Origin of the sequence: Mesorhizobium sp. 131-3-5 (genome assembly GCF_016756575.1) — a bacterium.
Taxonomy (GTDB): domain Bacteria; phylum Pseudomonadota; class Alphaproteobacteria; order Rhizobiales; family Rhizobiaceae; genus Mesorhizobium; species Mesorhizobium jarvisii.
The window spans coordinates 269,614-295,804 of the sequence record NZ_AP023254.1; the positions used below are offsets into that span (position 1 = coordinate 269,614).

General features: G+C 63.2%; 21 protein-coding genes. 10 read left to right on the plus strand and 11 right to left on the minus strand.

Annotation, left to right across the window (positions count from 1 at the left end; all coding sequences use genetic code 11):
• Positions 1–4: 4 nt before the first annotated feature.
• Positions 5–1,849, plus strand: a complete 1,845-nt coding sequence (locus JG747_RS01255) for an ABC transporter ATP-binding protein (protein ID WP_202361000.1) — start codon at positions 5–7, stop codon at positions 1,847–1,849.
• 24 nt (positions 1,850–1,873) lie between these two features.
• Here the strand turns inward: JG747_RS01255 and JG747_RS01260 are convergent, their stop codons facing one another.
• Positions 1,874–2,149 carry a hypothetical protein gene (locus JG747_RS01260; RefSeq protein ID WP_010913072.1) on the minus strand — a complete coding sequence of 92 codons (276 nt, stop codon included), beginning with the start codon at positions 2,147–2,149 and terminating at the stop codon, positions 1,874–1,876.
• 601 nt (positions 2,150–2,750) lie between these two features.
• On the opposite strand from JG747_RS01260, the gene JG747_RS01265 reads away from it, so the two are divergent.
• Positions 2,751–3,428 carry a sugar transferase gene (locus tag JG747_RS01265; RefSeq protein WP_027047680.1) on the plus strand — a complete coding sequence of 226 codons (678 nt, stop codon included), beginning with the start codon at positions 2,751–2,753 and terminating at the stop codon, positions 3,426–3,428.
• Between the two features lie 84 nt (positions 3,429–3,512).
• Positions 3,513–4,772, plus strand: coding sequence for a polysaccharide biosynthesis/export family protein (locus tag JG747_RS01270; RefSeq protein WP_202361001.1), 1,260 nt, complete (start codon positions 3,513–3,515; stop codon positions 4,770–4,772).
• A gap of 185 nt (positions 4,773–4,957) precedes the next feature.
• On the opposite strand, the gene JG747_RS01275 is transcribed toward JG747_RS01270, so the two are convergent.
• Positions 4,958–5,557, minus strand: coding sequence for an NADPH-dependent F420 reductase (locus JG747_RS01275; RefSeq protein WP_202361002.1), 600 nt, complete (start codon positions 5,555–5,557; stop codon positions 4,958–4,960).
• A gap of 154 nt (positions 5,558–5,711) precedes the next feature.
• Positions 5,712–6,446 carry an SDR family NAD(P)-dependent oxidoreductase gene (locus tag JG747_RS01280; protein WP_202361003.1) on the minus strand — a complete coding sequence of 245 codons (735 nt, stop codon included), beginning with the start codon at positions 6,444–6,446 and terminating at the stop codon, positions 5,712–5,714.
• A 272-nt stretch (positions 6,447–6,718) separates the two neighbouring features.
• Between JG747_RS01280 and JG747_RS01285 the strand changes: the two genes are divergently transcribed.
• Positions 6,719–7,615, plus strand: coding sequence for a LysR family transcriptional regulator (locus JG747_RS01285; protein ID WP_202361004.1), 897 nt, complete (start codon positions 6,719–6,721; stop codon positions 7,613–7,615).
• A gap of 100 nt (positions 7,616–7,715) precedes the next feature.
• On the opposite strand, the gene JG747_RS01290 is transcribed toward JG747_RS01285, so the two are convergent.
• The 5 genes from JG747_RS01290 to JG747_RS01310 all read right to left on the minus strand — a co-directional run bounded on the left by JG747_RS01290 (position 7,716) and on the right by JG747_RS01310 (position 15,051).
• The gene (locus JG747_RS01290) at positions 7,716–9,029 is read right to left on the minus strand and encodes an O-antigen ligase family protein (RefSeq protein ID WP_038651709.1); all 1,314 of its coding nucleotides are present in this window, start codon (positions 9,027–9,029) and stop codon (positions 7,716–7,718) included.
• Positions 9,030–9,364: 335 nt separating this feature from the next.
• Positions 9,365–10,192: an SDR family NAD(P)-dependent oxidoreductase gene (locus JG747_RS01295; protein WP_064984446.1), complete on the minus strand. Its 828-nt coding sequence runs from the start codon at positions 10,190–10,192 to the stop codon at positions 9,365–9,367.
• Between the two features lie 70 nt (positions 10,193–10,262).
• Positions 10,263–10,748: an acetone carboxylase subunit gamma gene (locus JG747_RS01300; protein WP_019862825.1), complete on the minus strand. Its 486-nt coding sequence runs from the start codon at positions 10,746–10,748 to the stop codon at positions 10,263–10,265.
• Positions 10,745–12,949: a hydantoinase B/oxoprolinase family protein gene (locus JG747_RS01305; protein ID WP_202361005.1), complete on the minus strand. Its 2,205-nt coding sequence runs from the start codon at positions 12,947–12,949 to the stop codon at positions 10,745–10,747. The genes JG747_RS01300 and JG747_RS01305 overlap by 4 nt, the downstream gene beginning before the upstream one ends.
• Before the next feature lie 14 nt (positions 12,950–12,963).
• Positions 12,964–15,051, minus strand: coding sequence for a hydantoinase/oxoprolinase family protein (locus JG747_RS01310; protein ID WP_244748414.1), 2,088 nt, complete (start codon positions 15,049–15,051; stop codon positions 12,964–12,966).
• A 164-nt stretch (positions 15,052–15,215) separates the two neighbouring features.
• On the opposite strand from JG747_RS01310, the gene JG747_RS01315 reads away from it, so the two are divergent.
• The 6 genes from JG747_RS01315 to JG747_RS01340 all read left to right on the plus strand — a co-directional run bounded on the left by JG747_RS01315 (position 15,216) and on the right by JG747_RS01340 (position 22,896).
• Positions 15,216–15,986: a helix-turn-helix transcriptional regulator gene (locus tag JG747_RS01315; RefSeq protein ID WP_202361007.1), complete on the plus strand. Its 771-nt coding sequence runs from the start codon at positions 15,216–15,218 to the stop codon at positions 15,984–15,986.
• Positions 15,987–16,088: 102 nt separating this feature from the next.
• Positions 16,089–16,838: an SDR family NAD(P)-dependent oxidoreductase gene (locus tag JG747_RS01320; RefSeq protein WP_038653761.1), complete on the plus strand. Its 750-nt coding sequence runs from the start codon at positions 16,089–16,091 to the stop codon at positions 16,836–16,838.
• A 224-nt stretch (positions 16,839–17,062) separates the two neighbouring features.
• Entirely contained in the window at positions 17,063–18,412 is a 1,350-nt protein-coding gene (locus JG747_RS01325) for a glucoamylase family protein (RefSeq protein ID WP_038653758.1), read from the plus strand.
• The gene (locus JG747_RS01330) at positions 18,402–19,931 is read left to right on the plus strand and encodes a mercuric reductase (RefSeq protein WP_019862820.1); all 1,530 of its coding nucleotides are present in this window, start codon (positions 18,402–18,404) and stop codon (positions 19,929–19,931) included. Before JG747_RS01325 ends, JG747_RS01330 begins: the two co-directional genes overlap by 11 nt.
• A 377-nt stretch (positions 19,932–20,308) precedes the next feature.
• On the plus strand, positions 20,309–21,325 hold the full coding sequence (locus tag JG747_RS01335) for a glycosyltransferase family 4 protein (protein WP_244748314.1): 1,017 nt from the start codon (positions 20,309–20,311) through the stop codon (positions 21,323–21,325).
• The gene (locus JG747_RS01340) at positions 21,322–22,896 is read left to right on the plus strand and encodes a glycosyltransferase (RefSeq protein WP_202361009.1); all 1,575 of its coding nucleotides are present in this window, start codon (positions 21,322–21,324) and stop codon (positions 22,894–22,896) included. The genes JG747_RS01335 and JG747_RS01340 overlap by 4 nt, the downstream gene beginning before the upstream one ends.
• Here JG747_RS01340 and JG747_RS01345 read toward each other — a convergent pair.
• The 3 genes from JG747_RS01345 to JG747_RS01355 form a co-directional block, all read right to left on the minus strand.
• Positions 22,879–23,871, minus strand: a complete 993-nt coding sequence (locus tag JG747_RS01345) for a hypothetical protein (RefSeq protein WP_244748315.1) — start codon at positions 23,869–23,871, stop codon at positions 22,879–22,881. The two genes, JG747_RS01340 and JG747_RS01345, sit on opposite strands and share 18 nt — an antisense overlap.
• Positions 23,872–23,935: 64 nt before the next feature.
• Positions 23,936–24,511, minus strand: a complete 576-nt coding sequence (locus tag JG747_RS01350; RefSeq protein ID WP_202361011.1) for a DUF1349 domain-containing protein — start codon at positions 24,509–24,511, stop codon at positions 23,936–23,938.
• A gap of 54 nt (positions 24,512–24,565) precedes the next feature.
• Complete coding sequence (locus tag JG747_RS01355) at positions 24,566–26,005, minus strand: aldehyde dehydrogenase family protein (protein ID WP_019862814.1); 1,440 nt, start codon at positions 26,003–26,005, stop codon at positions 24,566–24,568.
• Between the last annotated feature and the right edge of the window lie 186 nt (positions 26,006–26,191).

Below are 26,191 nucleotides of genomic sequence, written 5' to 3' on the forward strand. Positions count from 1 at the left end.
AATCATGTCGAAGTCCCCGATCCTTCGTCTGTCGCTGTTTCGCGATGTCGCCGCGTTCGGCGCCGTCATCGCCCAGATCGGCGGGCGGCGGACCTGGACGGCGCTGCTGTTCCTGATCCTCGGCAGCCTGACGGAAGGCATTTCGATCCTGCTGCTTGTGCCGCTGCTGCATCTGGTCGGCCGCGCCGACCAGGATTTCGCGGTGAGGCTGCCGAACAATGATTTCGTGCGCTGGCTGGTGCCGGACGGAACGCTGCAGCTGACCACCGTGCTGTGCGCGCTGGTCGGGCTCGTTGCCGTGCAGGCCGCGTTCAACCGCTTCAAGTCGGTCTACATGGCCAGGCTTCTCTTCGATTTCATCAACCGTTTGCGCATGAACCTGTTCGAGAGCATCGGCAAGGCGCGCTGGGGCGTGTTCTCGCGCATGCGCAGCTCCGATCTCGATCATGCCCTGACCGGCGATATCGATCGCGTCCAGGGCGCCGCCTTCTCGCTGCTGATGCTGGTGCAGATATCAGTGCTTTTGGTGGGCTATCTCGTGATCTCGATGTTCATTTCACCGGTGATGACGGCGTTTGCGATCGTCATCGGCATCGTGATGTTCATAGCACTGCAGCCGTTTCGCGCGCGCGCCACCGCTTTCGGGCGTGTCCTGACCAGCAATCGCCAGGATCAGTACCGCACGGTCTCGGAGTTCCTCGGCGGTATCAAGGTGGCCAAGAGCCTGAATGTCGAGGCCAGCTATTTCGCGCAGTTGCAGTCGACCCTGGAAAAGATGAAGGCCGACAACATCGACTATGTGCGCAACAGCTCGATCGGCACCGCGGTGTTCCAGGTGGCGAGCGTCGTGGGCCTCAGCCTGTTCATCTATGTGGCGCTGGTCCGCTTCAACCTGTCGCTGGCCGAGATTGTCGTGCTGCTTCTCGTCTTCATGCGCATCGCGCCGCGCTTCATGGACATGCAGACGCAGGCCCAGCAGGTGCTGATCAACCTGCCCGCCTATACGGCCATGCGCAGCCTGCAGGCCCGTTTCGACGCCGAGCGCGAGCCTGGCCATGCCGAATCCGAGAATGCGCAAAAGCTGTCGCTCGATACCGGGCTGAATATTCGCGGCGTCTCCTTCGGCTACGATGACGGCTCCGGCAAGGCAGTGGTGAGCGACATCACCTTCGGCCTGCCGGCCGGCAAGGTCACGGCCCTGATCGGCCCCTCGGGGTCGGGCAAGAGCACGATCGCCGACATGCTGCTCGGCCTTCTCGAGCCGACCGCCGGCAAGATCCTGGTCGACGGCGTCGAGATCGATGCCGGCAATCGCCGGCGCTGGCGCGATCAGGTGGCCTATGTGCCGCAGGACGTGTTCCTGCTGCATGACACGATCGCGGCGAACCTGCGCCTTGCAGCGCCGCAGGCCAGCGACGGCGATCTGTGGACCGCGCTGCGCGCCGCGCATGCCGGTGACTTCGTCGAACGGCTCGACCAGCGGCTCGAGACCGTGGTCGGCGACCGCGGCGTGCGGCTCTCGGGCGGCGAGCGCCAACGCATTGCGCTGGCGCGTGCGCTGCTGCGCAAGCCGTCGCTGCTCATCCTCGACGAGGCGACCAGCGCGCTCGACTGGCAGAACCAGTCGCTGATCGCCCGGTCGATCGACGGATTGCGGGGCGCGATGACCATCCTGACCATCGCGCACCGGCCATCGATGATCGCCTTCGCCGACTGGGTGGTGGCGATGGAAGACGGCCGCGTCGTGGAGGTCGGCCAGTATCAGCGGCTGAAGGCGAAGCCGGCGAGCCGGCTGTCGAGGATGCTGTCGGGGGAGCAGTCGGAAACCGAACCCGCCAATGTGGCCTGAGGTCGCGGATATCCTTTGCAGGAACTAGTGCAGGCTGCGCCGGGCGTTGCCCAGCTTCTCGCCTTCGGTCACGTCTGGCGAACTCAGCTTTCTCTCGGCTTCACGCAGCCTGTCGGCAGGCGTCGGCGCGCTCCGGGCGATCATGGCATAGACGAGGACGAAATAGCCGGCCTGGATGATCACGGCGCAGATGATGACGCGTAGCAGCGTCATGCCTAGCGACGCGCCACCAAGCCATGACCAGGCGACGACGATTGCAAGAGCGAAAATCATCCCAACGATGAATTTTGGAAGCGACATACCCAACAGCCCATAAACCGGCCCGGGTTTTATCAAACGATAGCCCCACCCGAGCGCCGTCCCTTTGTCATGCGGGCTTGTAAAGGTGCCCGCTATCGACCGGTTGCTTCCGGCCTTTCAACCTGTCGCCACTCTGACAGGTATAATTTGCAATTCTATTAAGGCGAGCAGGAGGCGGCAAGGGCAACCGCACATATTTTTGATTGAGCTCGCAGGATCGACTCGGGCATGCTGCAACGCACACCACCGCAATTCACTCAACCTGCAGGAGCCGACCCGTTTCAGTACAATTCCGAATATTATGTAGTATTTTATGTTAATAGTTGGGAACTTAGCGCCTTCCTAAAGCTCTAGTATGTACCATTCAGGGCCTGCGAGAACGCCTTGCCCCAGATTCGCCCCAAAAAGGTCCGCATTTTTTTAAGCTTGCCCATTTATTGTCACAAATGTGCTAAACATCCCGAAAAATGTGCATCGCTAGCTTATTATTTAGTCAATTCATGACGTGACTATTTCAATGGGCCAGGAAATTGTGTGTTGCGCTGCAACATTTTTTTGGTATCGTGTGGTGAACCATTCGTTCAACGCATGGAGTTTCCGCATGAGGGATATTGCCAAGTCGGCCACGGCGGACTTTTCGCAGGCTGACACCGATTTTCCGCCGCCGATCGGCGGCCTCATCAAGCGCAGCTTCGACATTTTCGGTTCACTGGTTGGTCTGATCGCTCTCAGCCCGCTGTTCATCATGGTAGCGCTGCTGGTCAAATTTTCCGACGGTGGATCGATTTTCTACGGCCATCGGCGAATCGGGCGCGGCGGACGGATTTTTCCGTGCCTGAAATTCCGCACCATGGTTCCGGACGGCGACAAGGTGCTGGCCGCCTATCTCGCCACCAATCCAGAGGCCAATGCGGAATGGATAGCGACCCGCAAGCTGAAGAACGATCCGCGCGTCACTCGTGTCGGCGCGGTGCTGCGCAAGCTCAGCCTCGACGAATTGCCGCAGATCATCAACATCCTGCAGGGCGATATGAGCCTTGTCGGTCCTCGCCCGGTGGTGCGCGACGAGTTGGAAATCTACGGCAGCGCCGCCGTCTACTATCTGAAGTCGCGGCCCGGCCTGACCGGCCTGTGGCAGGTCAGCGGCCGCAACGATGTCTCCTACGACAGCCGCGTCGCCTTCGACCGCCACTATGTCGAGAACTGGTCGCTGTTCGGCGACGTGCGCATCATCATCAAGACCGTGCCGGCCGTCTGGATGTCACGCGGCTCTTACTGACCGGTCGCCGGCACCAGGCATCCGGCGGCAAGCTCATCGGGCGATGGGGCTAAAACGGATCGGAACGTTCAGTTGAAAAAAGATATGTTCGAAGCCTTTGGCAGCGGCCGCTTTTCCGGCCGCTCTCGGCTTATGGCCACCTGCCTTGCGATGTCGCTGGCTTTTCTTCCCCAGGTCGCCATCTCAGGTGAATACCAGCTCGGCTCGCAGGACAAGCTCAACATCCGCATCGCCGAATGGCAGACCGTCGAAGGCACGTTCCGCGACTGGACGGCGGTGAACGGCGAATACACGGTCGGCCCGGCCGGTACGCTGTCGGTGCCTTTCGTCGGCGAGTTGCCGGCGGCCGGCAAGACCACGGCTGAAGTCGCGGCGGCAATCGCCGAGGCGCTGCAGCACAAGCTCGCTCTGTCGGACAAGCCCGAGGCCTCGGTCGAGATGGCGCAGTTCCGGCCCTTCTATATTTCGGGCGAAGTGCAGAATCCCGGCCAGTTTCCCTTTGTACCCGAACTGACGGTGCTGAAAGCGATCAGTGTCGCCGGCGGCATCAGGCGCAGCGCCGATTACGGCCCCCAGCTCGGCAAGGACCTGGTCACCGCCAAGGGCAATTTCGATATCTCCGACGACCAGCGCGTCCGGCTGCTCGTCAGGCGCGCCCGCATCGATGCCGATCTGGCCGGCAAGGCAAGTTTCGAAGCGCCGAAAGAGGTCGAGGGCGATCCGCGGCTGCCGACCATCGTCGCCGACGAAATGACGATTCTCACGGCGGACCAGAAGGCGCTGAAGTTGAAGCTCGAGGCGCTCGACGATCTCAAGAGTGTCCTTCAGGCCGAAATCGAATCGCTGCAAAAGAAGATCGTCAACCAGCAGAAGCAGGTCGACTTGGCGCAGCAGCAACTCACCAGCATCGGTCCGTTGGCGCAGAAGGGCCTGGTCGCCAATGCCAGGCTCCTGGACTCGCAGCAGTCCGTCACCGACCTGCAGGGCAAGATCCTCGACTACGAGACGGCCATCCTCACCGCCAAGCAGTCGATCAGCAAGGCGACGCAGGACGCCATCGACGCCCAGAACACGTTGAGCTCGAGCCTCGCCGCCGACCGGCAGCAGACCGAAGCCGACCTGAACGAGGCCGCGCTGAAGGTGAACATGCAGAAAGGCCTGATCGCCCAGGCCAGCGACCCCGCAACGACTGCCGCCATCACCAACGACCAGCAGCCTACGCTGCTCTATTCGCTGGTGCGCAATGTCGACGGCAAGACCAGCGAAATCGCGGCGAAGGAAGAGACACCGGTGCTGCCCGGCGACGTGATCAAGGTCAAGCTGGCGCCACTCGCCAGCCAGTAGGTCACGCGTCCCTCTGAGCGGTTCATCGTTTCACGGAAAGCAGAGCCGCTCCGCGATTTGTTGCGTGGCGATGCCAAGCGGAAACCGGAAGCCCTCGCTTCCGGACCTCGGATTATGACTTGGCCCGCGTTGACTCTCATGGACGGTCCAGGCAGCAGCGCCTCTGACAGTGGGCAGTAAATCCGTTACTGCTCCTTCTTGAACAGGTCCTGGAAGATCAGTTGGCCCCAAGTGCGGCCTCGTGCGTGGACCAGCGCGCCACCCTCGTTGAGTTTTCCCAGCTTGACGGCTGCGAATCCGAGTTGTTTGGCCAAATCCGCCACGGGAGCGGTCGCGTCCTCGTCGTCGCTCGACAGAAAGACCACCCGGTGGCCACCCTCGACGACCGGATCGGCAGCCAGGGTGGCCGCAGCCAGGTGATTGAAACCTTTCACGAACTTGGCGCCGGCGAACGCCTTCACGACGAAGGCGGAGGACGGGAGGCCGTCCAGCTCTTCAGGGACGGGAAACGCGTTCATCGCGTCGATGACCGTCTTGCCTTCCCAGCTCGGCAGGGCCTTGGCGACCTCGCGGTGCTCCGCAAACGGGACCGCCAGGATGATCGTGTCGGCCTCGAGCGCATCCCGCAGCGACTTGGCAACGACCGTGGGTCCAATCGCCCGAGCCTGCGGCGCCAACGCCTCGGGCGGCCGGCGGCTCGCGACGGTCACCTCGATGTTTTTACGGGCGAAGGCGTGGGCGAGAGCCTGGCCTATCTTACCGAATCCTATAATTGCGTAGCTCATAGTGCTTCTCCGATCCGTGTTGATATTGATTGCCCGGCCTTCAACGGCGCCGGGTTATTCGTTCCACTGTGTAGCGACCTTTGCGTAGACGTCCCGGCGTGAACGACTTCGGCGCGGCCGGACGGTCAGCCACTTCCGACGATCCGGCGCGAATTCAGATGGCCGAGAAGCCGCCGTCGACAGACAACTCCACCCCATTCACGAAGCTCGAATCGTCTGAAGCAAGAAACACCGCGACAGCCGCGATTTCCTCAGGACGCCCCATCTTTCCCCGCGGGATCAGGGATTCGAACATCTGCTTCGCCTCCTCGGTGAGAACCTGGTCCTGCATCGGTGTGGCGATCGGCCCCGGGCTCAGCACGTTCACGCGGATATTCCTGTCCTTCAGTTCGTTGAGCCAAGTGCGTGCGAATGAACGCAACGCCGCCTTGCTCGCCGCATACACGCCGTAACCAGGAAAACCTTTCACCGAAGCAACTGACCCGGTCATGAGGATCGATCCGCCATCGTTGAACAGCGGCAACGCCTTCTGGACCGTAAACAGCGTGCCGCGCGCATTCAGGTTGAAGGCCGCATCGAAATGCTGCTCGGTAATCTCGCCCAGTGGGACGGCTTCGCCCGTGCCGGCGCTCGCGTACAGGACGTCGATCTTGCCCTTTTCCCGCCTGACCGCGTCGAACAGACGGTCGAGGTCGTCGAGATTGGCCGCGTCGCCGCGCACGCCGGTCACGTTCCGTCCGAGCAGCTTGATGGCCTCGTCCAGCGCCTCCTGTCTCCGGCCCGTGATGAAAACATAGGCGCCTTCTTCAACGAACCGCTTGGCGCTCGCCAGCGCCATGCCGCTCGATCCTCCAGTGACGACCGCAACCTTACCGTCTAGCTTTCCCATGACTTTTCCTTTCGTGGTGTCAGGACAGCATCTGCCTCCGAGAACCTCGAAATGGGGCCGCCCTCGTCAGTTGTTGAGTACGGAAGCGCGCACATCGGTGGTGCGAAATCGATCCGGCTGGACCAGCCGCGACGATCGGTGTCCGCCGTTCGGAACCGGCCTGCTTGTCGGCATGGGCTGTGATGGCCGCCCCGCGCCACCCACATACGATTGCCGTACGATGTGTTAGACACCGGCTTTGAAAGGCGCACCTAGCGGTGCCGGATTGCACCATGATCGACTGGGATGACGTTCGCTACTTTCTTGCCGTCGCGCGCGGAGGCTCGGTGCGGGCTGCCGCCGGGCGCCTCGGGGTGAATCACTCGACCGTGCTGCGACGCATCGCCCAGCTCGAGGAACGCCTCGGGACGCACATGTTCGAAAAGCTGCCCTCGGGCTACCGCCTGACGGCTGCGGGCGAGGAGGTCCTCGAGCTCGCAAACCAGATGGAAGCGTCGTCGCACCAGCTGGAGACGCGCGTCTTCGGGCGCGACCAGAGCGTGCGCGGGCTTCTGCGGGTAACGCTGGCACCGCACCTCGCGACACACCTGCTCATGCCGGACTTCGCCGATTTCGCGCGTCTGCATCGCGACATCGAGATGGAAGTCTTGTCATCCGGCGAGCTGGCAAATCTGACCAACCGAGAGGCCGACGTCGCGATCCGCGTCGTCTACGACCGCAAAACCCTGCCGCTCAATCTTCACGGCCTGAAGGGACCGGAGCTGTTTGGAGGCGTCTATATGTCCCGCGATCGACTGGCCGCGTGGCGTGCGGGCGCGCCTGATCCCATCCGGTGGATCGTCATAAGCAGCCATGGAATCCCGGATTGGGCCAGCGAGGGTGAGGTTCACACCACAGGGGTTCCGTTCAGGATCACGGACGGCGAGGCGCAGATCGTCGCTGTACGGCAAGGGCTTGGGATGACGACACTGCCGTGCTTCGTCGGAGATGCCGACCCCCTGCTGGCGAGGGTGCCGGGCACCGACCTGCATATGTATGGAACGGTTTGGCTTCTCACACAGGGCGAGACGCGCAAGACGAAGCGCGTGCGGCTCTTCACCGAGTTCGTATCCCGCAGGCTCGCCGCGCATGCGCCGCTTCTGGCGGGACTGTCCGTATCGCGCGACTGACGCGCGGCAGGTCGACGGCGACGCTTGCAGTGGACAAGTGCCTGCAAGCGAACATTCCTAGCGTCCGACATGAGGTCGAACCCGGTCGCGGGACCGTAGTTCACATCTGATCGGCGGCGGCCGGACGGCCGACATGCCGGGGCCAGGCCGGCTCGCCCCTTGCCGCATCCGCCGGCTCGAAGGCCGGCGACCAGCGGGTGCGGGTGACCGGCAGCCGCGCCAGCTTGAAGTAGCTGAAATACATCAGGAAGGAGCCCATAATGTAGGGGTTGAGGACCTCGACCTCGACGAAGGAGCGGATGAGCAGCAACACCATCACGCCGAACAGCACCACCGATTCGGCCTGCCATGCCTTGAAAATCACCGTCGAGACATGGCCGTAGAGCGTGCGCAGCATGATCAGCGAGATCATCACCGCTCCGGTGAAGCCGAGTTCGACAAGCGCCTCGACATAGGTGTTGTGGAAATGGAAGCCGGTGCGGGTGGTGATGTAGAATTCGTTCCACAGCCGCTCGGCCTCGGCAAAGCCCTGCACCCAATAGGCGGCATAGCCGACGCCGAGGATCGGCGAGCGCTGCGCGGCGTTCCAGCCCTGCTCCCACAGATAGGTCCGCCCGGTGAGCGTCGAATCCTTGCCGAAGAGGCCAAGCACGAAGTCCATGAGCCCGAGATTGAGGGCGACAAAGGCCACCACGACGATCAGGCCAGCGCCGACCACGAAGATCACCCGGCGATAGCGCCGTGACAAAAGCTTGGTCATGGCAAGAAGCGCGATCAGCGCCAGAACCGCCGGTATCGAGGCCATCGAGGTGGCGGAATGCGAAATGACCAGCAGGTAGGCCGACAGCAGCACGACAGGCACGGTCAGCATGAAACTCAGCCGGCCACGGCGCAGGAAAGCAAGGAACACCACGGAGAAATAGATGCCGAGCGAGCCGACGAAGCCGATCTGGTTCTTGGACGCAAATGCGCCAACGAAATTGTAGGTGCCGTCAAGGACGTCCTCGGAATAGGCCCCGACCTTGAGCGAATAGAGCATGACGAAGAAGATCCCGATCAGGGCGCCGAGCGTCAGGGTCCGCACGCTGACGGTGCGCGCCGCGACATAGGCACAGGCGATGTGGGACAGGTACTGGACCGCCGTTCTGGCGGTGACGCCGGGCGCCTGCGACCAGAAGATGGAAAAACAAATATAGGCCGCGAACAGCAGCGGCAGCCAGGCGCTGGAGAGCTGCCGCAGGAAGCGCCGATAGTCGACCAGGATGAGTGGAAGCCAGACGGCATAGTAGGCCAGGATCAGCACCTGGCCGAAAATGACGGAATAGGAGAACGCCCAGATCGAGACGGCAACGGCAAAAGCGCCATAGACCGAGTTCTTCTCGGGATCGACCAGCAGGGACTTTGGAATTTTCATCTCAGAGTCCCGTCGGCGCGGCCCAAGACCAGCAAACCCGGCAGGCCGCAAGCCGGCCGGCATATCCGCAAAGAGGGGCGTGCAATAAACGGCATATCCATTGTGCAGTGCAATATAACCTATCGCACCGCATGCTCAATGGCAAATCCGGTCACCTTGTCTTACATCAGAGCCGTTCACCGTTTCGCGGAAACGGCGAACCACTCTAACTCTTTGTTTTGAAGCAATTCCTGTGGGAAGACCGTTCACACTTTTCCTGGAATTGCTCCAGCGAACGCAGAGAGATCAGCCGGTGGCCCGCCCCGCGACAGCCGCCTGGATCAGCGACGAGGACGCTACCAGAGTGCTCCGCCGGTGACCTGGATGTTTTCCATGGTGATGCCCTTGGCCAGGTCCGAGCACAGGAACACGGCCAGTGCCGCGATTTCCTGCGGCTGCAGCATGCGCTGCTGCGGGTTGCCCCTGGCGATCTCGGCCATCGCTTCTTCCGCCGTGCGCCCCTTGCCCTCGCGCTCGACGACCTGGGCCACGTTGCGGCGCATCAGTTCGGTCTCGACCCAGGTCGGGCTGATCATGACGCAGGTGACGCCATGCGCCGCCCCCTCCAGCGCCACGCAACGGGTCAAGCCAAGCAGGCCGGCCTTGGAGGCGCAGTAGGCGGGATTGTCCTTCCAGCCGACGGAAGCCGCGGTCGAGCCGATGTTGACGATGCGGCCCCAGCCGCGCTCGATCATGCCGGGAAGCACGGCACGGGTGGCGCGGAAGGCGCCGGTCAGGTTGGTGTCGACGATCTTGTCCCACAGCGCGTCGGAATGTCCGCAGACCGGTTGCTCGGCGGTCGTGCCGGCCGCGTTGACCAGGATGTCGGCAGGACCGATGGCGGCCTCGGCTTGCGCCACGAAACGGTTGGTGACCTCGCTGTCGCGGACATCGAGGTGAGCAGCATGCACCCTGGTGCCATGGGCCGACAGGGCCGAGCGCACGCGCTCGATTTCGTCGACGCCGGGATAGTAGGCGGCGTCGGATCTGTCGGCGCCCGCAGACGCGATGTAGGAGCCGACGGCGACATTGGCACCGGCTTCAGCCAAGGCCGTGGCAATGGCGAAGCCCATCCCGGAAAAGCCGCCGGTGACGATTGCACCGCGCCCAGCAAGGTTTGTCATCGCGTGCTTCTCCAATGGTTGCGGCAGGCAATCAGGTTCCGGGGTATTTGTCGACGCGGTCCGCCTTTCTCTAGAGCGGCTTGCCCAGCCATTCGCGATAGAAGCCTTCGAGATCGGGCTGAAAATCGTGCACGATGGGATAGCCGGGGGCAGCCGCTTCCACCTCGTGCATGGTGCCGCATTCCGGGCAGATGAATTCGCGGATCTCCATCCATTGCGGATCGGGGATATCGCTGTTGGGATAGATTTCGCGCAGCGTCTCCTCGGTGTTGCGCACGATGATCGAAGCCTTGAGCTTCCAGTTCTTGCGATAGTCGCCGAAGGAGTGACCGCATTCGCAGCGTGTCACACGCTCGTCGCCGCTCTGGCAGATGAAGAGGTGATCCGAGACCGGCAGCAGGATCGGGTCCTTCCAGCCGACACGGTCCTGCAGCACCGCGACGTATTTGAAGAAGCGGTCGTCATCCTTGTAGGCGCTCATGACGCGGCGCGTCTGCGGCCAGGGCAGCGTGCCCGCGACCAGATCGGCGATGACTTCCTTGCTGTACGAGGTCATGGCTTTGCTCCCGGCATGAAGATCGATTTGGCGTCGACGTTCCAGAAATCGCTGAATTCCCTGGTGAAGCGCGACGATAGCTTGATCGCGCTGGCGTACATCTTCTTCACCTCGGGCGCGAAGTCGGCCTTCTCGACACGGCAGCGTTCGGTAGCGATCCACTCCGAGACCGGCTTCGCCTGCGCAAGCCGCCTGGCGCGCATTTCGGCGCGGTGGCGCTTGGTGGCCTCGAGGTTGGCGACGGGATAGCCGTCCTCGTCCTCGTCGAGCATGATGCCGAAGATGCCTGTAGCCGCTTCCTTGGTGAGATAGCCGTTCTCGACATCCGTCGCCGTCTTGAGCGGGTCGCGCTCCAGCACGTCGCCATAACCACCGCCGCCATTATAGGAATGGGTGAAGACGTCGCCGGTCTTGTGCGGGGCGGTGATGTAAGGGCCTTCCATCGTCACATGCTCGCCCTGCAGCCGCAGTTCAAGTTCCGAGCGATGCGGGTTGGTGCCGGTGTGATGCGCCAGCGGCGCCCGCTTTTCGGCGAGTTCGAAGATGTTGCTATCGCGCACCGCGCGGTGCTTCTGGCAGGTCGGCGCCGGGTAGCCGCCGCACATGCCGCCATTGTCGAACACGCGGGAGGAATGTTCAGATGTAACCAGCCTGAGATGGTCGGTCTTGCTGACCAGCCAGGTCGAGATGAAGGAGCAGCCGCCGCGATATTTGCCGGCGCCGCCGGAATTGGGAACGATCGAGCGGCCGATATAGACCATCGGCATGTTCTGTTCCCAGATCTCGATATTGCCCATGTCGGATTCGGGGTTCCAGCCGACATAGGCGGTGTCCAGCCCATCCTTGATGGCCAGCGCGCCGGAACCAGCGGCGGCGCATTCGAAATGCGCCATGCCGAACAGCTTGCCGTACTGGCTGGTGCCGCCCATCTCGATCATCGGGCTGTTGACCTGGCCGACGAAAGCTTCCTCGACAAAGCCGCGCCCGATGAAGGAGCGCGACAACAGCCGCTGGAACACGCCGTAGGCCGGTAGCAGCAAGGCCCATGAGGTGGCGGTCGCCACCATCTCATTGTCCGGGTTGGTCCAGGTGCCGTGCGGCAGCTTCAGCTCGGTCGCCATCCAGGCGCCGTCATTGACCAGGCCCTCGAAATTCATGTGCTGGGTGAGCGTCACGAACATGCCGCCATCCATGCCGGCCGGCGTGCAGTTCATCGAATGGTAGCCCCAGGGCTGCGTGCCCTCGAAGTCCATGATGATCTTGCCGTCGGTGGTGATCTCCATTTCGATCGGCATGTTGTAGAGCCAGTCGGGATCGCCGAGCGGCTGATAGCCAGGCTTGCCCGCGGTGACATGGCCGTAGAATGTATGACCGCGATAGATGCCGGGAACCGTGAGCTGGCGCGTGCGGGCGAGCTGGGCACGGCGGCCTTCCTCGATGAATTCCTTCGACACCTGCATCCAATAATCCAGGCCGATCTCGTCGATCAGCGCCTTGACGCTTTCGCGCATGTCGATGCAGGAGGCGACCTTGGCCTTCTCGTCGAGCACCCAATAGATCGGCATGCGCAAATTGCGCTCGCAGCGGATGACATAGTCGCGACGGATCTCGTCGTTCTCGCCGACCTTTTCGGCGCAGACGAAAAGGCCCTCGGTGAAGCGCTCCTGCGCCAGCGCCACATCGCCGCCGGGGGTGATGCCGCCGGCCTCGAGTTCGTGGCAGACCGCGCCCGCCCAGCCGACCAGCTTGCCGGAGTGGAAGATCGGCACCACGTCCATCACATCGGGCACCTGAACGGTGCCGATGAAGGCGTCGTTGTTGGCGAAGATGTCGCCGTCGCGGATGCAAGGGTTTTCCTCGTAGCCGTTGCGGATCATCCATTTGATGAAGCGGCTCATCGTGTGCACATGCACCATGATGCCGTTGGAGAGCGCGATCGCATCGCCTTCCGGCGTGTAGATGGCGACGACCATCTCGCCGACTTCGCGCACGCCCGGCGAAGCCGAGATGCGGCGGGCCATTTCGCGTGCCGAGACGCAATAGGCGCGCAGCTTGGTGTGCAGCGTCTCGAATTTCAGCGGATCCTGGTTGCGCAGCTGCAATTCGGTGATGCCGTCATAGCAGCCGGTCTCTTCCATGAGCCGTTCGGATTCGATCAGCCGTTCGCGGATGCGCAGGGCGGAGGCGGGTTTGTCCAGCATGGCGTTCGCCCTTCTCAAGCGTGGGTGTAGTGCAGCAGCGTCCACTCATCGACATGGACACGGTCCTGCGGATGAACGACGAGCGTGGTGGCGGGATGTTCGATGATGGCCGGGCCGATCACCTCATGACCGGGCTGCAGAAGGTCCATCTCGTAGAGATTGGCCTTGTGCCAGCGGCCGCCAATATAGGCCTCGCGCACGCCCTTATGGGCGGACGACGGGTCCGACTTGCCGAGCGGGCGCTTCAAGAGCACCGGCTTGACCTTGTCGGCGGTGGCGATCAGGCCAAGCTCGGTGATGGAGAAGCCGGCCTCGCCATAGCGCGAGACCCGATGGTTGACCTTGGCGTAAACCGCCTCGAACTCGTCGATGACCCTGCGCAAGTCGTCGGCCGATTGGAGGGCCGACAGCGGCGCCATCACCTCGACGTCCTCGAGCTGGCCGGTGTAGCGCATCATCAGGAACGGCACGGTCTTGATCTTTTCGCGCGCATGGCCGTCCACGATCATCTCGTCGACCGCCGCCTTGGTCAGGTCGTCCCAGACGGCGGTGACCTTCTTGCCGAAGGCGAGCAGCTCGTCGTCGCTGGCCCGCGAACCGATGTCGTGCTGCGTCGACACGGAGTGGCGGCGCATGAAATCGGCGGTGGTGCAGCCGAAGGCCGAGAAGGCGGCGGCGAACTGGAAGGTGATGATGTCCTTGAAGCCGATGCCCCTGGAGCAGCCGGCCAGATGCAGCGGACCCGATCCACCATAGGAGAGCAGCGTGAACTCGGAGGGGTGGATGCCCTGGCCGGAGATGACGCGGCGCAGCGCGTTGTTGGCGTCGGCCTCCAGCATGTCGATCATGCCTTCGGCGGCTTCCTCGACACCGACGCCAAGCAGGCGCGAGCATTTTTCCTCGAAGGCTATCCTCGCCTTCTCGACCTGCAGCACGACCTTGCCGCCAAGGAAATAGTGCGGATTGAGACGGCCGAGGATGGCGTCGCAATCGGCGATGGTCGGTTCGGTACCGCCCTTGTCGAAGCAGATCGGACCGGGATCGGAGCCGGCACTTTCCGGCCCGAGCGAGACTTTCTTGGTCAGCGGATCGACTTTTAGGATCATGCCTGCGCCGGCGCCGATCGTGTCGAGATGCAGCGTCGGCACGTTGAGCTTGAAGCGGTCCATCAATGGCTCGTTCTCGATCCGCGTCTGGCCGCGGGTGATGACGCCCATGTCGAAGGAGGTGCCGCCCATGTCCGAGCAGATCAGCGAGTCGTTGCCGATCAGCTTGCCGACATAGGCCGCACCCAGAATCCCGCCGATCGGGCCGGAGATCATGGTCTCATGCAGGCGCGGATGGTTGATCGAGGTCAGGCCGCCGAAGGAGAGCAGCGTCTGCACACCATATTTGAAGCCGTATTTCTTCGAGACGTCCTCGATGCCCTTGAGCTGCTTGCGGCCGCGCGAGGTGGCATAGGCCTCGATCAGCACCGAGTTCAGCCGCGACTGCTCACGGATGACCGGGCGCACCTCGTGGCTGGTGTAGACGAGGATGTCGGCCCCGGCCTTGGCGATCTCCTCACGGCAGATCTCGGCAATGCGCTTCTCGTGCACGGGATTGACATGCGAGAAGATGGTCATGATGCAGATCGCCTCGACCTTGTCGGCGATCAGCTTCCTGGCGGCGGTCGCGACCTCATGTTCGTAGAGCGGCAGGATGATGTCGCCGAACTGGTCGATGCGCTCGGTGACGCCATGGGTGCGGCGGCGCGGCACCAGCGGATCGGGATGCTGGTGTGTCACCGCATGCAGCCGGTCGGCATAGGAATAGTCCGCCCAGGCCTGCAGGCCGCGGCCCATCAGGATCATGTCCTCCAGGCCTTTGGTGGTGATGAGGCCCAGCCGGCGCCCCGTGCGCGACAACAGCGTGTTGAGCATGCCGGTGCCGGAATAGAGCACGACGTTGACGCCGGAGAACAGCTGCTCCAGCGAGATGCCCCAGGCATCGGCCGCGTCCTCGGCCGAGGCGAGGAAACCCTCGGCCTCGTTCTTCGGCGTGGTCGCCGACTTGCCGATCTTGAAGTGGCCGTCCTGATCGACAAGGATCGTGTCGGTCATGGTGCCGCCGGCGTCGATGCCGATGACGATGGGGTTGGTGGTGATCTGGTCCACGGGTCGCCTTCCCTCTTCGAGAATGACCGCAGGCTAGATTCGATCGTGCGGATCGCGCCATATGCCTAAAGACACAATGACTGCGCGGCGCGGTTCGCCGAGAAAAGGGCATGCGCATGGGCAACATCTGGGCGCCGCTGGCCAAGGCGATCGCCGCCACCGGCACCGACCTGCATGTCGACTGCCTGATCGACCTGATCGGGGCCGACATTGCGCACGATTTGGTGACGGTCACCCGCTACTCGGCGACCAAGACGCCGGAATTCGTCAAGCACCGTCGCTTCTCGGACCAGATGGTGCGGCGCTATCTCGACAATTACTACGTCTTCGACCCGTTCTATGCCTCGTGGCGACGCGAGCGTCGTCTCGGCATCCTGCCACTCAAGGGATTGGCCGACGAAGAAGCCAGGCGCGGCCAGTACATAGCCGGCTTCCTGGCACAGTCCGAAATCTGCGACGAGGTCGGCATCATGCTGGCCGATGGCGGCGACTGGTGCCTGGGCATCTTCCTCGACCGCTCGACCAGTTCGTTCAAGGATAGCGAGATTGCCCTCTTGGACGAGCGACTGCCGGTGTTCGAGGCGCTGCATGCGCTCGACATCAAGGCGCGCGGCAGCAACTTTTCGCGCACCTCTGCCCCGACCGGCCCCGGCGCTTCGCCGCAACAGAAGCCGACCATCCCGACAAGCCTGTGGCCGGAACTGTCGCTGCGCGAGCGGGAGCTGGTGCAGCTGATCCTCGCCGGTCATCCGACAGCCAACATCGCCGAGCGTCTCGGCATCACCGTCGGCACCGTCAAGAACCATCGCCGGCGCATCTACGAGAAGCTCGACATCACCACCGAGCGGGAGCTGTTCTTGCAGTTCTTTCAGAACCGATAGCGCTCCTGCTGGCCTACCAATATCCCGTCCGGCAAGCCCGATCCCGCCTTGAACTTGGTTGCGGTTGACTTCACATTCGCCATCGATTGGGAGGAAGACCATATGCCGAACTTCGCGGGACGCTTCGCTGGCCGGTCAGCCGTCATCACCGGCGGAGCCTCGGGCATCGGCCTGGCAGTCGCGCAAAGGATCGTCGAGGAAGGTGGACGCGTCTGCGTCTGGGACCGTGATCCGGCCCAGATCGAACAGGCGAAAACTCTCATCCCTGGCCTGCATGGTGTTGCCATTGACGTCGCCGATGCCGCCGGCGTCGAAGGCGCCGCCGCACGGACGATCGAAGCGCTTGGCGGCGTCGACATCCTGGTGACCAGCGCGGCCATCACCGGACCGAACATGACGACCTGGGCCTATTCGACCGAGGACTGGCAGAAGGTCATCGACATCAACATCAACGGCGTCTTCTACTGCAACAGGGCGCTGGTGCCGCATATGCTCGAGCGCAATTATGGCCGCATCGTCAACATCGCCTCGATCGCCGGCAAGGAAGGCAATCCCAACGCTTCCGCCTACAGCACGTCCAAAGCCGCCGTGATCGGACTGACCAAGTCGCTCGGCAAGGAACTGGCCAAGACCAAGGTAACGGTGAATTGCGTGACGCCGGCGGCCGTTCGAACAGCGATCTTCAAGCAGATGAGCCAGGAGCACATCGACTTCATGCTGTCCAAGATTCCGATGAGGCGCTTTGGCGAGGTCGAGGAAGTGGCGGCGCTGATCTGCTGGATCGCCTCGGAAGAATGCTCGTTCACGACCGCCGCCGTCTTCGACGTCTCCGGCGGCCGCGCCACTTATTGACCCGGGCCGTAACATCCCAACATTGGCCGGTGCGACTACAATTCCGCGTGACGAGGCAACGATCGGAACTGGACAGGCGTATATAGTCGGCGACGGGCGGCGACAGAACAGGGTTTGCGGGGAGGCCATGACACGACGAGACAGTTTGGCGATGACCCACGGCCGCCGTGCCGGCGCCGTGCTATCGACAGGGGTCGCGGCCATAAGGCTGGAGATTGCATCGCTTGCCTGAAGCAGATCCTGCAGCACTATCCGATGACGACCTCCTGGACCGCTATCAGCGCGCGGCCTTCGGCTATTTCCTGGAGAATGTGAACCCCGACAACGGGCTGGTCGCCGATACATCGCGGCCGAACTCGCCGGCCAGCATCGCCGTCGTCGGTTTCGCCCTCTCCTGCTATCCGATCGGTGTCGAGCGCGGCTGGATGACACGTGCGGCGGCGGTGGAGCTGACGCTTGCGGCGCTGCGTTTCTTCTCGGCCAGTCCCCAAAACGGTGGTGACAACGTCACCGGCCATAAGGGTTTCTACTACCACTTCCTCGACATGCGTACAGGCTTGCGCGTCTGGCGCTGCGAGCTGTCGATGGTGGACACCGCCTTGCTGATGGCCGGCATATTGGTGGCCGGCGCATATTTCTCCGGCGGGGACGCGAAGGAGGCCGAAATCCGGCGGCTTGCCGAAGCGCTCTACCGGCGCGTCGACTGGCGCTGGGCGCAAGGCGCCAGCCCGACCTTGCGGCAAGGATGGAAGCCGAAGAGCGGTTTTCTCCACTATGGCTGGGAAGGCTATAACGAGGCGACCGTCCTCTATGTGCTGGCGATGGCCTCGCCGAACAGCCCGACTTCCGACGACAGTTACGAAGCCTGGACGGCGACCTACCAATGGGAAAACATCTACGGCCATGACGTGCTCTATGGCGGCCCGCTGTTCATGCACCAATTCTCGCATGCCTGGATCGATTTCGCCGGCATCCGCGACGCCTTCATGCGCGAGAAGAATTCGGACTATTTCGAAAACAGCCGCCGCTCGACCTATCTCCACCGCGATTATGCCCGTCACAACCCCTATGGCTTCGACGGCTATGGCGAGAACCTTTGGGGCCTCTCGGCGGGAGACGGGCCGGGCGGCTTCCGCGCCAGCGTGGAGCGACGGAGGCACCGGTTTTCGGGCTATGCCGCGCGCGGCGCACCGTTCGGGCCGGATGACGGGACGATCGCGCCATGGTCCTATCCGGCGTCGCTGCCTTTCGCGCCTGACATCTGCCTGGCAGCCATGCGTCATCTCGGTGAGCGCTATCCCCAGGTGATCGACAATTTCCGCCTGCCGAGCGGCTTCAATCCGACCTTGGCCAACCGGCGAAAATTCGGCCGCGACGGCTGGGTGTCGGAAGGCCATTACGGGCTGGACCAGGGCATCGTGGTGATGATGATCGAGAACCACCGCTCGCGCCTGGTCTGGGAGCTGATGCGCTCCAATCCGCACATCCGCCGTGGCCTGGACAAAGCAGGTTTCACCGGCGGCTGGCTGACACAGCCGGCAGGCTCCGCATCGGGAGCCTACGATGGCGCGTGAACAGACAAAGGCGGCCACCTTCCCGGTCGACCGCAACGACGTCGAACTGGTCCGAGGCGCGCATCCGCCGCACTGGAAGAACCCTACGCCCGACGGCCCCTACAATCTCGTCGTCATCGGCGCCGGGCCTGCCGGGCTGACCGCGGCGCGTGACGCCGCAAGCCTTGGCGCAAAGGTCGCGCTGATCGAACGCGGGCTGATCGGCGGCGCCTGCGTCAATGTCGGCGGCATCCCGTCGAAGTCGATCATCCGCACGGCCAGGCTCTATGCCGACATGCGCGACGCCGAGAATTTCGGCGGTGACACGCCTGCGCGTCTTCCCGTCGACTTCGAGCGGGTCATGATGCGGATGCGGCAGATCCGGCAGCGGCTCAGCCGCGCCGATTCAGCCGCGGCCATCACAGCCGAAGGCATCGACCTCTATTTCGGCGAAGCGCAGTTTGGCGGACCGGACACGGTTGAAGTCGCCGGCAAGACGCTGCATTTCAAGAAGGCCCTGGTCGCGACGGGCGCGCATCCGAGCGGGCCGGCGATCCCCGGACTTGCCGAGGCCGGCTATCTCGACAATGAGAGCATGTTCAACCTCACGCAACGTCCTGAGCGGCTCCTGGTCATTGGCGGCGGTCCGCTTGGCTGCGAGACGGCGCAGGCCTTCTGCCTGCTCGGTGCGAAAGTCATCCTGGCGCAGAACGATCCGATGTTCCTGCCCGGCGAGGAACGCGACGCCGCGCAGATCCTTTCGGACGCGCTGGCACGGGAGGGGGTGGAGGTGCGCCTGAACACCGAGGTGGTGGCGGTGCGCAAGGAAGGCGGCAAGAAGCTCGCCGACCTTTTGCGGGACGGCGACACGACAACGATCTCCGTTGACGAGATCATCGCCGGCGTCGGCCGTTCGCCCAATGTCAGGGGTCTCGGCCTGGAAGAGGCCGGCGTCGTGTATGACGCCAACGGCATCAAGGTGGACGATCACCTGAGGACCACCAATCCGCACATCTACGCGGCAGGCGATGTTTGCCTGGAATACAAGTTCACCCATACCGCAGAGGCAACGGCACGCATTGTCGTGCGCAATGCCCTGTTTCGCGGGCGCGAAAGGCTCAGTGACCTCGTCGTTCCCTGGTGCACCTATACCGATCCGGAGATCGCCCATGTCGGGCTCTATCCGATCGAGGCGCGGCAGAACGGCATTCCGGTCAAGACCTATACGGTGCTGATGCATGACGTCGCCCGCGCCGTGATGGACGGCGAGGAAGAAGGGTTCGTCAAGATCCATGTCCGGGAGGGATCCGACCGCATCCTGGGGGCGACGGTCGTCGCCGCCCATGCCGGCGAGATGATCAATGCGGTGACGCTTGCCATAAGGTCGGGCATGGGATTGCACGCCCTGGCCGACGTCATCCATCCGTTCCCGACGCAGGCACAAGGCATCAAGATGGCGGGCGATGCCTACAGGCGAACCCGGTTCACCTCCTTGCGCAGGCGTCTGGCGGCGCGCTGGCTGGCCTGGTCGAGGCGATGAACCCGGCCCCGCGCAGAGGACTCGGGGCGCGGCAGTATTCAAAATATACAGTGCTTGACGAAAGCCTTGTTCAGCTAAACAAGGTGGCGCTGATGCCTGTAATCACGGAATCGTTCTGAATGCCATCCGAATTGGACCCCTTGCCTGGCACAAAGCCCCAGGCGTCAGCATTGAACGGCACAGGCGCGCAACCAGCTGTCGGCCAGCCCGAGCGGGCGACCCAGAAACGTACGGTGGTCGTGTCGCACGACCCGGGCTTTCCGCCAGCTTCAGGTGCGGATCTGAGAAACTATCGCAACGCCGAAGCGGCCGCCAGGTTCGGACCGGTCTGCCTGGTTTCAGTGAAGCCGAACAAGGTAAGGAATGCACCTGATCCATTGATCCGGGTCGAGGCCCTGTCGATCGAAGGCGAACCTCGTACAGCCTCGATCGGTTGGTGGCGCTCAAGGGCGGAGAATCGCATATCGCGTTCCGCGCTGACGCGGCTTGAGGCACTCGTCCGTGAATTCCGCCCTGACACCATCATTGTCGAGGGCGTTGGCCTGTTCAAGCTGCTGCGGCCCCTGCGGCCGCTGGTGGAGCAACTCATTCTCGACATGCACAATGTCGAGTCCGACCTGGCCGGACAGATCAGGCGTCTCAGTGCCAAGCGAAGCGCGGCAGCATTCAACGTCCGGCTCCTCGAGAGAAAAGCACTATCCCTCGTCGACAGGGTATGGGTCTGCTCGAACCTCGATCGCCAGAAGCTGATGACGCTTTCCCGGCACAGGATCCCGATCGACGTTGTTCCGAACGGAATTCCGCAGGCCGGGGATGGTCTCGCGCGCCTGCCCGCCGAGCCGTGGACCGACAACGGCTTTCCGGTGATCGTGTTCATCGGCCATCTCGCCTACCCGCCAAACATCGATGCCGCCCAGCGGTTGGCCAGTGTCATATTGCCCCGTATGCGACACGCCCTGCCGGATGCCAAGCTCGTCCTGGCGGGACGCACCCCGCGACCGGAAGTGCAGGCATTGGCTGGATTGCCTGGTGTGGAGCTCATCGAAGATCCCGCGGATGTCGCGCCGCTGTTGTCCAGCGCGCATCTCACCATCGTCCCACTGACGGCGGGCGGCGGCACACGCATCAAGATCCTGGAGGCAATGGCCGCGGGCGTGCCGGTGATCGCCACGCCGATCGCGGCCGAAGGCCTGGACCTGGTCGAAAATGACGAGGTGCTGCTGTCTCAATCCGACGAAACGCTTGCCGAGATGGCCATCGGACTCTGTCTCGACCCCGAACGCAGGGCGCGGCAACGCCTTCGGGCGCATCAGGCGGTATGGGCAAGGTTCGGCCCGCAAGCGATCCGCGATGCCGTTCGTGACGGGCTTGGACCAAACGGCGCCACCGGATGATTCCGGCAATCCTGCACCAGACCTGGAAGAGCGACGCCATTCCAGCGCGCTTCCAGGCCTATGCAGACAGCTGGAAGCGGCACAATCCGCACTGGACGGTGATGTTCTGGAGCGACCGGATGCTGCTCGAATTCGTGGCCGAGCACTACCCTGATTTCCTGTCGATGTTCTGCGGCTACACGAGGGGCGTGCAGCGCTCGGATGCGGCCCGCTACATGCTGCTGCATCATTTTGGCGGGGTCTATGCCGACATCGACTGCGAATGCGTCGCAGCCTTCGATCCGATCATGGGCGAGACCCGTGTCGTGCTGTGCAAGGAGCCGGCGTCGCATGCGGCCGTCCAGGCGGACTTCCGGGGCCTGCCCTATCTTCTGTTCAACGGAACAATCGCTAGCCCGCGCCGGCATCCGTTCTGGATGCATGTCCTGTCCATGATGCCCGGGCTCGCAGACGCCGAGGACGTGCTCGACGCGACCGGTCCTTGCCTTTTGACCTCCGCCCAGCGCGGTTACAGCGATCAGGAAGCCTTTGCCATTCACCCTTCCGGCCTGTTCTCGCCGGTGACGTCTGCCGGGAGCATGGAGCGTGAGGCCGGCGACGATACTGCAGCACTTTCGATCCATCACTGGGCCGGCACATGGTGGATCCCGGAGCCGCCACCGAAATGGACGACCAGGCTGCGCAACCAAGCCTATCGGCTTCGGTACCAGCTGACGCGCGGAGCGTATCTGGATGAGGCCGAGGCCAAAGCCGGCGTCGACAAGGCGGTTCTGGCGGCGCCGCCGCCTTCGGGCCAGAACATCGCTGTTCTGGTGCCGCTTCGCGACGCCGCCGACCTCATCCAACCCTTTCTCGATGCGCTGGACGGGCTCGACTACCCCAAGGACAGGATCAAGCTGGTCTTCTGCGAAGGCGACAGCCTGGATGGCAGCTGGGAACGGCTGCAGGCCGCGACGACGGGACTGGCCGGCAAATATCGTGATATTGTGCTGCTGCAGCGACAGGTCGGCACTAGGCTCGACAGGGCAAAACGGGCCAGGCCGAGCATGCAACGCGTGCGGCGCGGCGCGATTGCCAAGGTGCGAAATTACCTCATCGATCACGGGCTGAAGGAAGACGACGACTGGGCGCTGTGGATCGATATCGACATCTGGCGCTTTCCCGGCGATGTGCTGGGCCGGCTGATCGCCACGCGGCATCGCATCGCTGTGCCCAACTGCGTGAAGATCGCCGGCGGCGACAGCTTCGACCTCAAAAGTTTCGTTATCCGACGGCGGACCAGGGATTATCGCTACTACCGCGAGATCCGCGGCGGTCTGCACCAGCCTCCCAAGCAGACCCCATATCGCTATCATCTGAGCGATGTCAGGCATCTCGACATCATCGGCCTCGATGCGGTCGGCGGAACCATGCTTCTGGTCGATGCCGCTCTGCATCGCGGCGGCCTTCGCTTCCCCGAAATTCCCTACCGCGACCTGATCGAGACCGAAGCCTTTGGGGTGCTCGCCAACGATCTCGGCATCCGGCCGGTCGGCCTGCCGAAGCTGGAGATCCTACACGTCCCCTGGTGAGGCGGCAGCCTGCCGAAGTTCCTGCCTGAGGGGCTCCAGATAGGCCTGCGGCCGCAGGCGTCGCCACAAATATTCCCGGTCCGTCAGATGCGCGACTTTGCCGATCCAGCGCTGTGGCGCTTCCGGATCCCTGACCTCGTGCCAATCCTCGACAATGATGACCGGCAAGCCCTCGTAGAGAGGATCGAGCGGCGAGGTCTTGGTCACGACGATGCAGCCGAGATAAAGCAGCTCCCATGTGCGGTGACAGTCGAGGCCGTTTCCCGTGGTCGAAAGCACGAGCGGATATTGCGAATACAGCTGCCAGATGCCGCGCTGCGAAACACGTCTTTTCAGGAAGTCGACATGCGGGCATCCGGCCAGCACATCAAGCAATTCCCGACGCTCGCTCGAGCCGCTGCTGACGCTGAAATCACAGAATATCCTGGGCTGGCGACGATCCGCACCGCCTTGCCGGCCGCGCAGGGTTTGCAGTTGCCGCACCAGTCCGGCAGGCGTCGCAAGGGAGCGTGGCGTATGGAGGTCCAGTCCGATCGGGAACGGCTTGATCCGGGGATGGACGCCATCGCAGTTCTGGCTGTACCAGGATACCAGATAGGGGTTGGCGAGGAGCCGCTCGACGGTGTCCTTCGCCAGGTCCGACGGCACCGAGGCATCGCCGTCGGTTGTCAGCAGGACGAAGGGAGCCTTGATGGTCGGCAAGACGACCCGGGTGAACGTATCGAGGTCGCAGTTTCGCCGTTCCCTGGCCAATGTGCTCAGCCGCACCCAGACGATGCCGTGCGCGCCACTGTAGTGGTTGCGGAAAAAGGCCTCGTCCTGCGTCGATTCGGTCGGCGCGTTGCGATACCAATCGGGTCCGGCGAAGTCGCAGAAGTAAGCGATGCCTTGCGACCACAGCACGGAAGGAACGCCGAGAAATCTCAGCGCCCAGGAACGCACCGCCTTTTTGAGTTTTGCCCGCCAACGCGACATGCCCATCGGCAAGGCTTAGCCCAGACACCGTCGCGGCTGCAATGTCCCGGTTCCGGCCGGAACGTCAGCCGTGGAGTTCCCGTGAAATCGGCGGGCCGACCGAAAATCCCGAGAATGTGACCTCGAAACCCTCGCGCTGCGGCGAACAGCACATCATGCCGACATCGACCGTCTTCGAGATCGGAAAATAGGCGAGCCGCACCGGCTTCCAGTGACCGTCCGAAGCGTCGAGATACTGGACGCGGATCGCCTCGCCGTGGCGGGTCAGGCGGATGCTGACGCCGTTCGGGCCGGCGTGAATGGCGACCAGCGACCAGTCCGATGTGTCGTTGGTGACGACGACGGAGAAATAGGCAAGGCCGTCGGTGTATTCGATGCCGGCCTTGATCCAATGCGTTTCGCTGAGCCGGACCATCAGTCCGGCCTGGTCATAGAGCACCTTGTAGTCGCCCTTGACGGTGACTTCGGCGGTGAAATCGCCCTCGACCGGCCGATGCAGGAAGTGGCCGTTGTCACGCCAGAAACCGTAGAAGGTCTGGCGCCAGAAATCGGTCTCCTTGCCGGTGCGCACGCGCACCGCATCGCCGCCGACGGCGTGATGCGGCGGCGGGTTGAGCCAGGTCAGGTCCTGCAACGTCATTGCCTCATGCCGATTCCCCGGTGAAAGTCGCCGGCCCGACAGGCCGGCGCCCGATCAGCCTGCGAATGTATAGGCGGTCTTCACCGTGGTGTAGAACTCCATGGCATAGCGGCCCTGTTCGCGCGGGCCGTAGCTCGAGCCCTTGCGGCCACCGAAGGGAACATGGAAATCGACGCCCGCCGTCGGCAGGTTGACCATCACCATGCCGGCCTCCGAATTGCGCTTGAAGTGCGTGGCATGCTTCAGGCTCGTGGTGCAGATGCCCGACGTGAGCCCGAAAGGCGTGTCGTTGGCGACGGAAAGCGCCTCGTCATAATCCTTGACGCGGATGACGCTGGCGACTGGGCCAAAAATCTCCTCGCGCGAAGAGCGCATGGCATTGGTGGCTTCGGTCAGCAGGGCCGGGCTGAGATAGAAGCCGGGCGTCTTGCGGTCGAGCCGTTCGCCGCCGAAGGCGAGCGTAGCGCCTTCCCTGACTCCGATGGCGATATAATCCTCGTCCTGTTTCAGCTGGGTCGCGTCGACGACCGGGCCGATCTGGGTCTGCGCATCGAGCGCATCGCCGATCACCAGTCTGCCCATCCGCTCCTTCAGCGCATCGACGAAACGGTCATGGATCCCTTCGGTCACGATCAGCCTGGACGAGGCGGTGCAGCGCTGGCCGGTCGAGAAGAAGGCGCCGTTGAGCGCGCAATCGACCGCGACCGCAAGATCGGCGTCGTCAAGCACGACCAGCGGGTTCTTACCGCCCATTTCGAGCTGGAACTTGCGCATATGCTCGACACTTGCCGCGGCGACGCGTTTTCCCGTGCCGACCGAACCGGTGAAGGTGATGGCGTTGACATCGGGGCTGTCGAGCATCGCCTGGCCGACCACCGAGCCCTTGCCCATCACGAGGTTGAGCACGCCCTTGGGCAGGCCGGCGCGATGCAGGATATCGACGATGGACCAGGCGCTCTCCGGAACCAGCTCGGCCGGCTTGAAGACGATGGTGTTGCCATGCGCCAGCGCCGGCGCGATCTTCCAGGCCGGGATGGCGATGGGGAAATTCCACGGCGTGATGATGCCGACCACGCCGACAGCCTCGCGGGTGATCTCGACGCCGACGCCCGGCCGCACGCTCGGCACCATCTCGCCGGTCAGGCGCAATGTTTCGCCGGCAAAGAAATCGAATATCTGGGCGGCGCGGATGGTCTCGCCAATGCCTTCGGCCAGCGTCTTGCCTTCCTCACGCGCCAGATTGCGGCCGATCTCGTCCTTGCGCGCCATGATCTCGTCGGACGCCTTTTTCAGCACCGCATGGCGTGCCAATGGACCGGAGCGGGACCATGAAGGAAACGCCGCCTTGGCCGCCGCGATGGCCTGCTTGGCCTGTTCGACCCCAGCCGAGGCATATTCGCCGACGACATCTCCGGTGTCCGAAGGGTTGATGTTGCGGGAGCCGGCATCGCCGACCCATTCGCCATCGATGAGGTTCTTTCGAAACTGTGCCATATCTGGTCTTTCCTGCTGGTTGGCCGCACGGCGGCATCTGGTGAATTGGTATTTGCCAGACAAATGCCTTGCGGGAAAGCACGCACTGGTCGAACAGCCGCGACAAAAATCCCCGGGCCAGCCGTCGCAGCCAGCCCGGCTGGTATCCGCGGAGCGTTATTCCCGACCAGGCGAATTGCCCTGTAC

Bases quoted from the DNA above. Each gene is read 5' to 3' on its own strand.
- JG747_RS01330 (WP_019862820.1), top strand. From the start codon at position 18,402: ATGGCGCGTGAACAGACAAAGGCGGCCACCTTCCCGGTCGACCGCAAC.
- JG747_RS01355 (WP_019862814.1), bottom strand. From the start codon at position 26,005: ATGGCACAGTTTCGAAAGAACCTCATCGATGGCGAATGGGTCGGCGAT.
- JG747_RS01320 (WP_038653761.1), top strand. From the start codon at position 16,089: ATGCCGAACTTCGCGGGACGCTTCGCTGGCCGGTCAGCCGTCATCACC.
- JG747_RS01275 (WP_202361002.1), bottom strand. From the start codon at position 5,557: ATGAGCTACGCAATTATAGGATTCGGTAAGATAGGCCAGGCTCTCGCC.
- JG747_RS01340 (WP_202361009.1), top strand. From the start codon at position 21,322: ATGATTCCGGCAATCCTGCACCAGACCTGGAAGAGCGACGCCATTCCA.
- JG747_RS01280 (WP_202361003.1), bottom strand. From the start codon at position 6,446: ATGGGAAAGCTAGACGGTAAGGTTGCGGTCGTCACTGGAGGATCGAGC.
- JG747_RS01270 (WP_202361001.1), top strand. From the start codon at position 3,513: ATGTTCGAAGCCTTTGGCAGCGGCCGCTTTTCCGGCCGCTCTCGGCTT.
- JG747_RS01315 (WP_202361007.1), top strand. From the start codon at position 15,216: ATGCGCATGGGCAACATCTGGGCGCCGCTGGCCAAGGCGATCGCCGCC.
- JG747_RS01310 (WP_244748414.1), bottom strand. From the start codon at position 15,051: ATGACCGACACGATCCTTGTCGATCAGGACGGCCACTTCAAGATCGGC.
- JG747_RS01300 (WP_019862825.1), bottom strand. From the start codon at position 10,748: ATGACCTCGTACAGCAAGGAAGTCATCGCCGATCTGGTCGCGGGCACG.
- JG747_RS01290 (WP_038651709.1), bottom strand. From the start codon at position 9,029: ATGAAAATTCCAAAGTCCCTGCTGGTCGATCCCGAGAAGAACTCGGTC.
- JG747_RS01285 (WP_202361004.1), top strand. From the start codon at position 6,719: ATGATCGACTGGGATGACGTTCGCTACTTTCTTGCCGTCGCGCGCGGA.
- JG747_RS01350 (WP_202361011.1), bottom strand. From the start codon at position 24,511: ATGACGTTGCAGGACCTGACCTGGCTCAACCCGCCGCCGCATCACGCC.
- JG747_RS01255 (WP_202361000.1), top strand. From the start codon at position 5: ATGTCGAAGTCCCCGATCCTTCGTCTGTCGCTGTTTCGCGATGTCGCC.
- JG747_RS01295 (WP_064984446.1), bottom strand. From the start codon at position 10,192: ATGACAAACCTTGCTGGGCGCGGTGCAATCGTCACCGGCGGCTTTTCC.
- JG747_RS01345 (WP_244748315.1), bottom strand. From the start codon at position 23,871: ATGTCGCGTTGGCGGGCAAAACTCAAAAAGGCGGTGCGTTCCTGGGCG.
- JG747_RS01260 (WP_010913072.1), bottom strand. From the start codon at position 2,149: ATGTCGCTTCCAAAATTCATCGTTGGGATGATTTTCGCTCTTGCAATC.
- JG747_RS01265 (WP_027047680.1), top strand. From the start codon at position 2,751: ATGAGGGATATTGCCAAGTCGGCCACGGCGGACTTTTCGCAGGCTGAC.
- JG747_RS01305 (WP_202361005.1), bottom strand. From the start codon at position 12,949: ATGCTGGACAAACCCGCCTCCGCCCTGCGCATCCGCGAACGGCTGATC.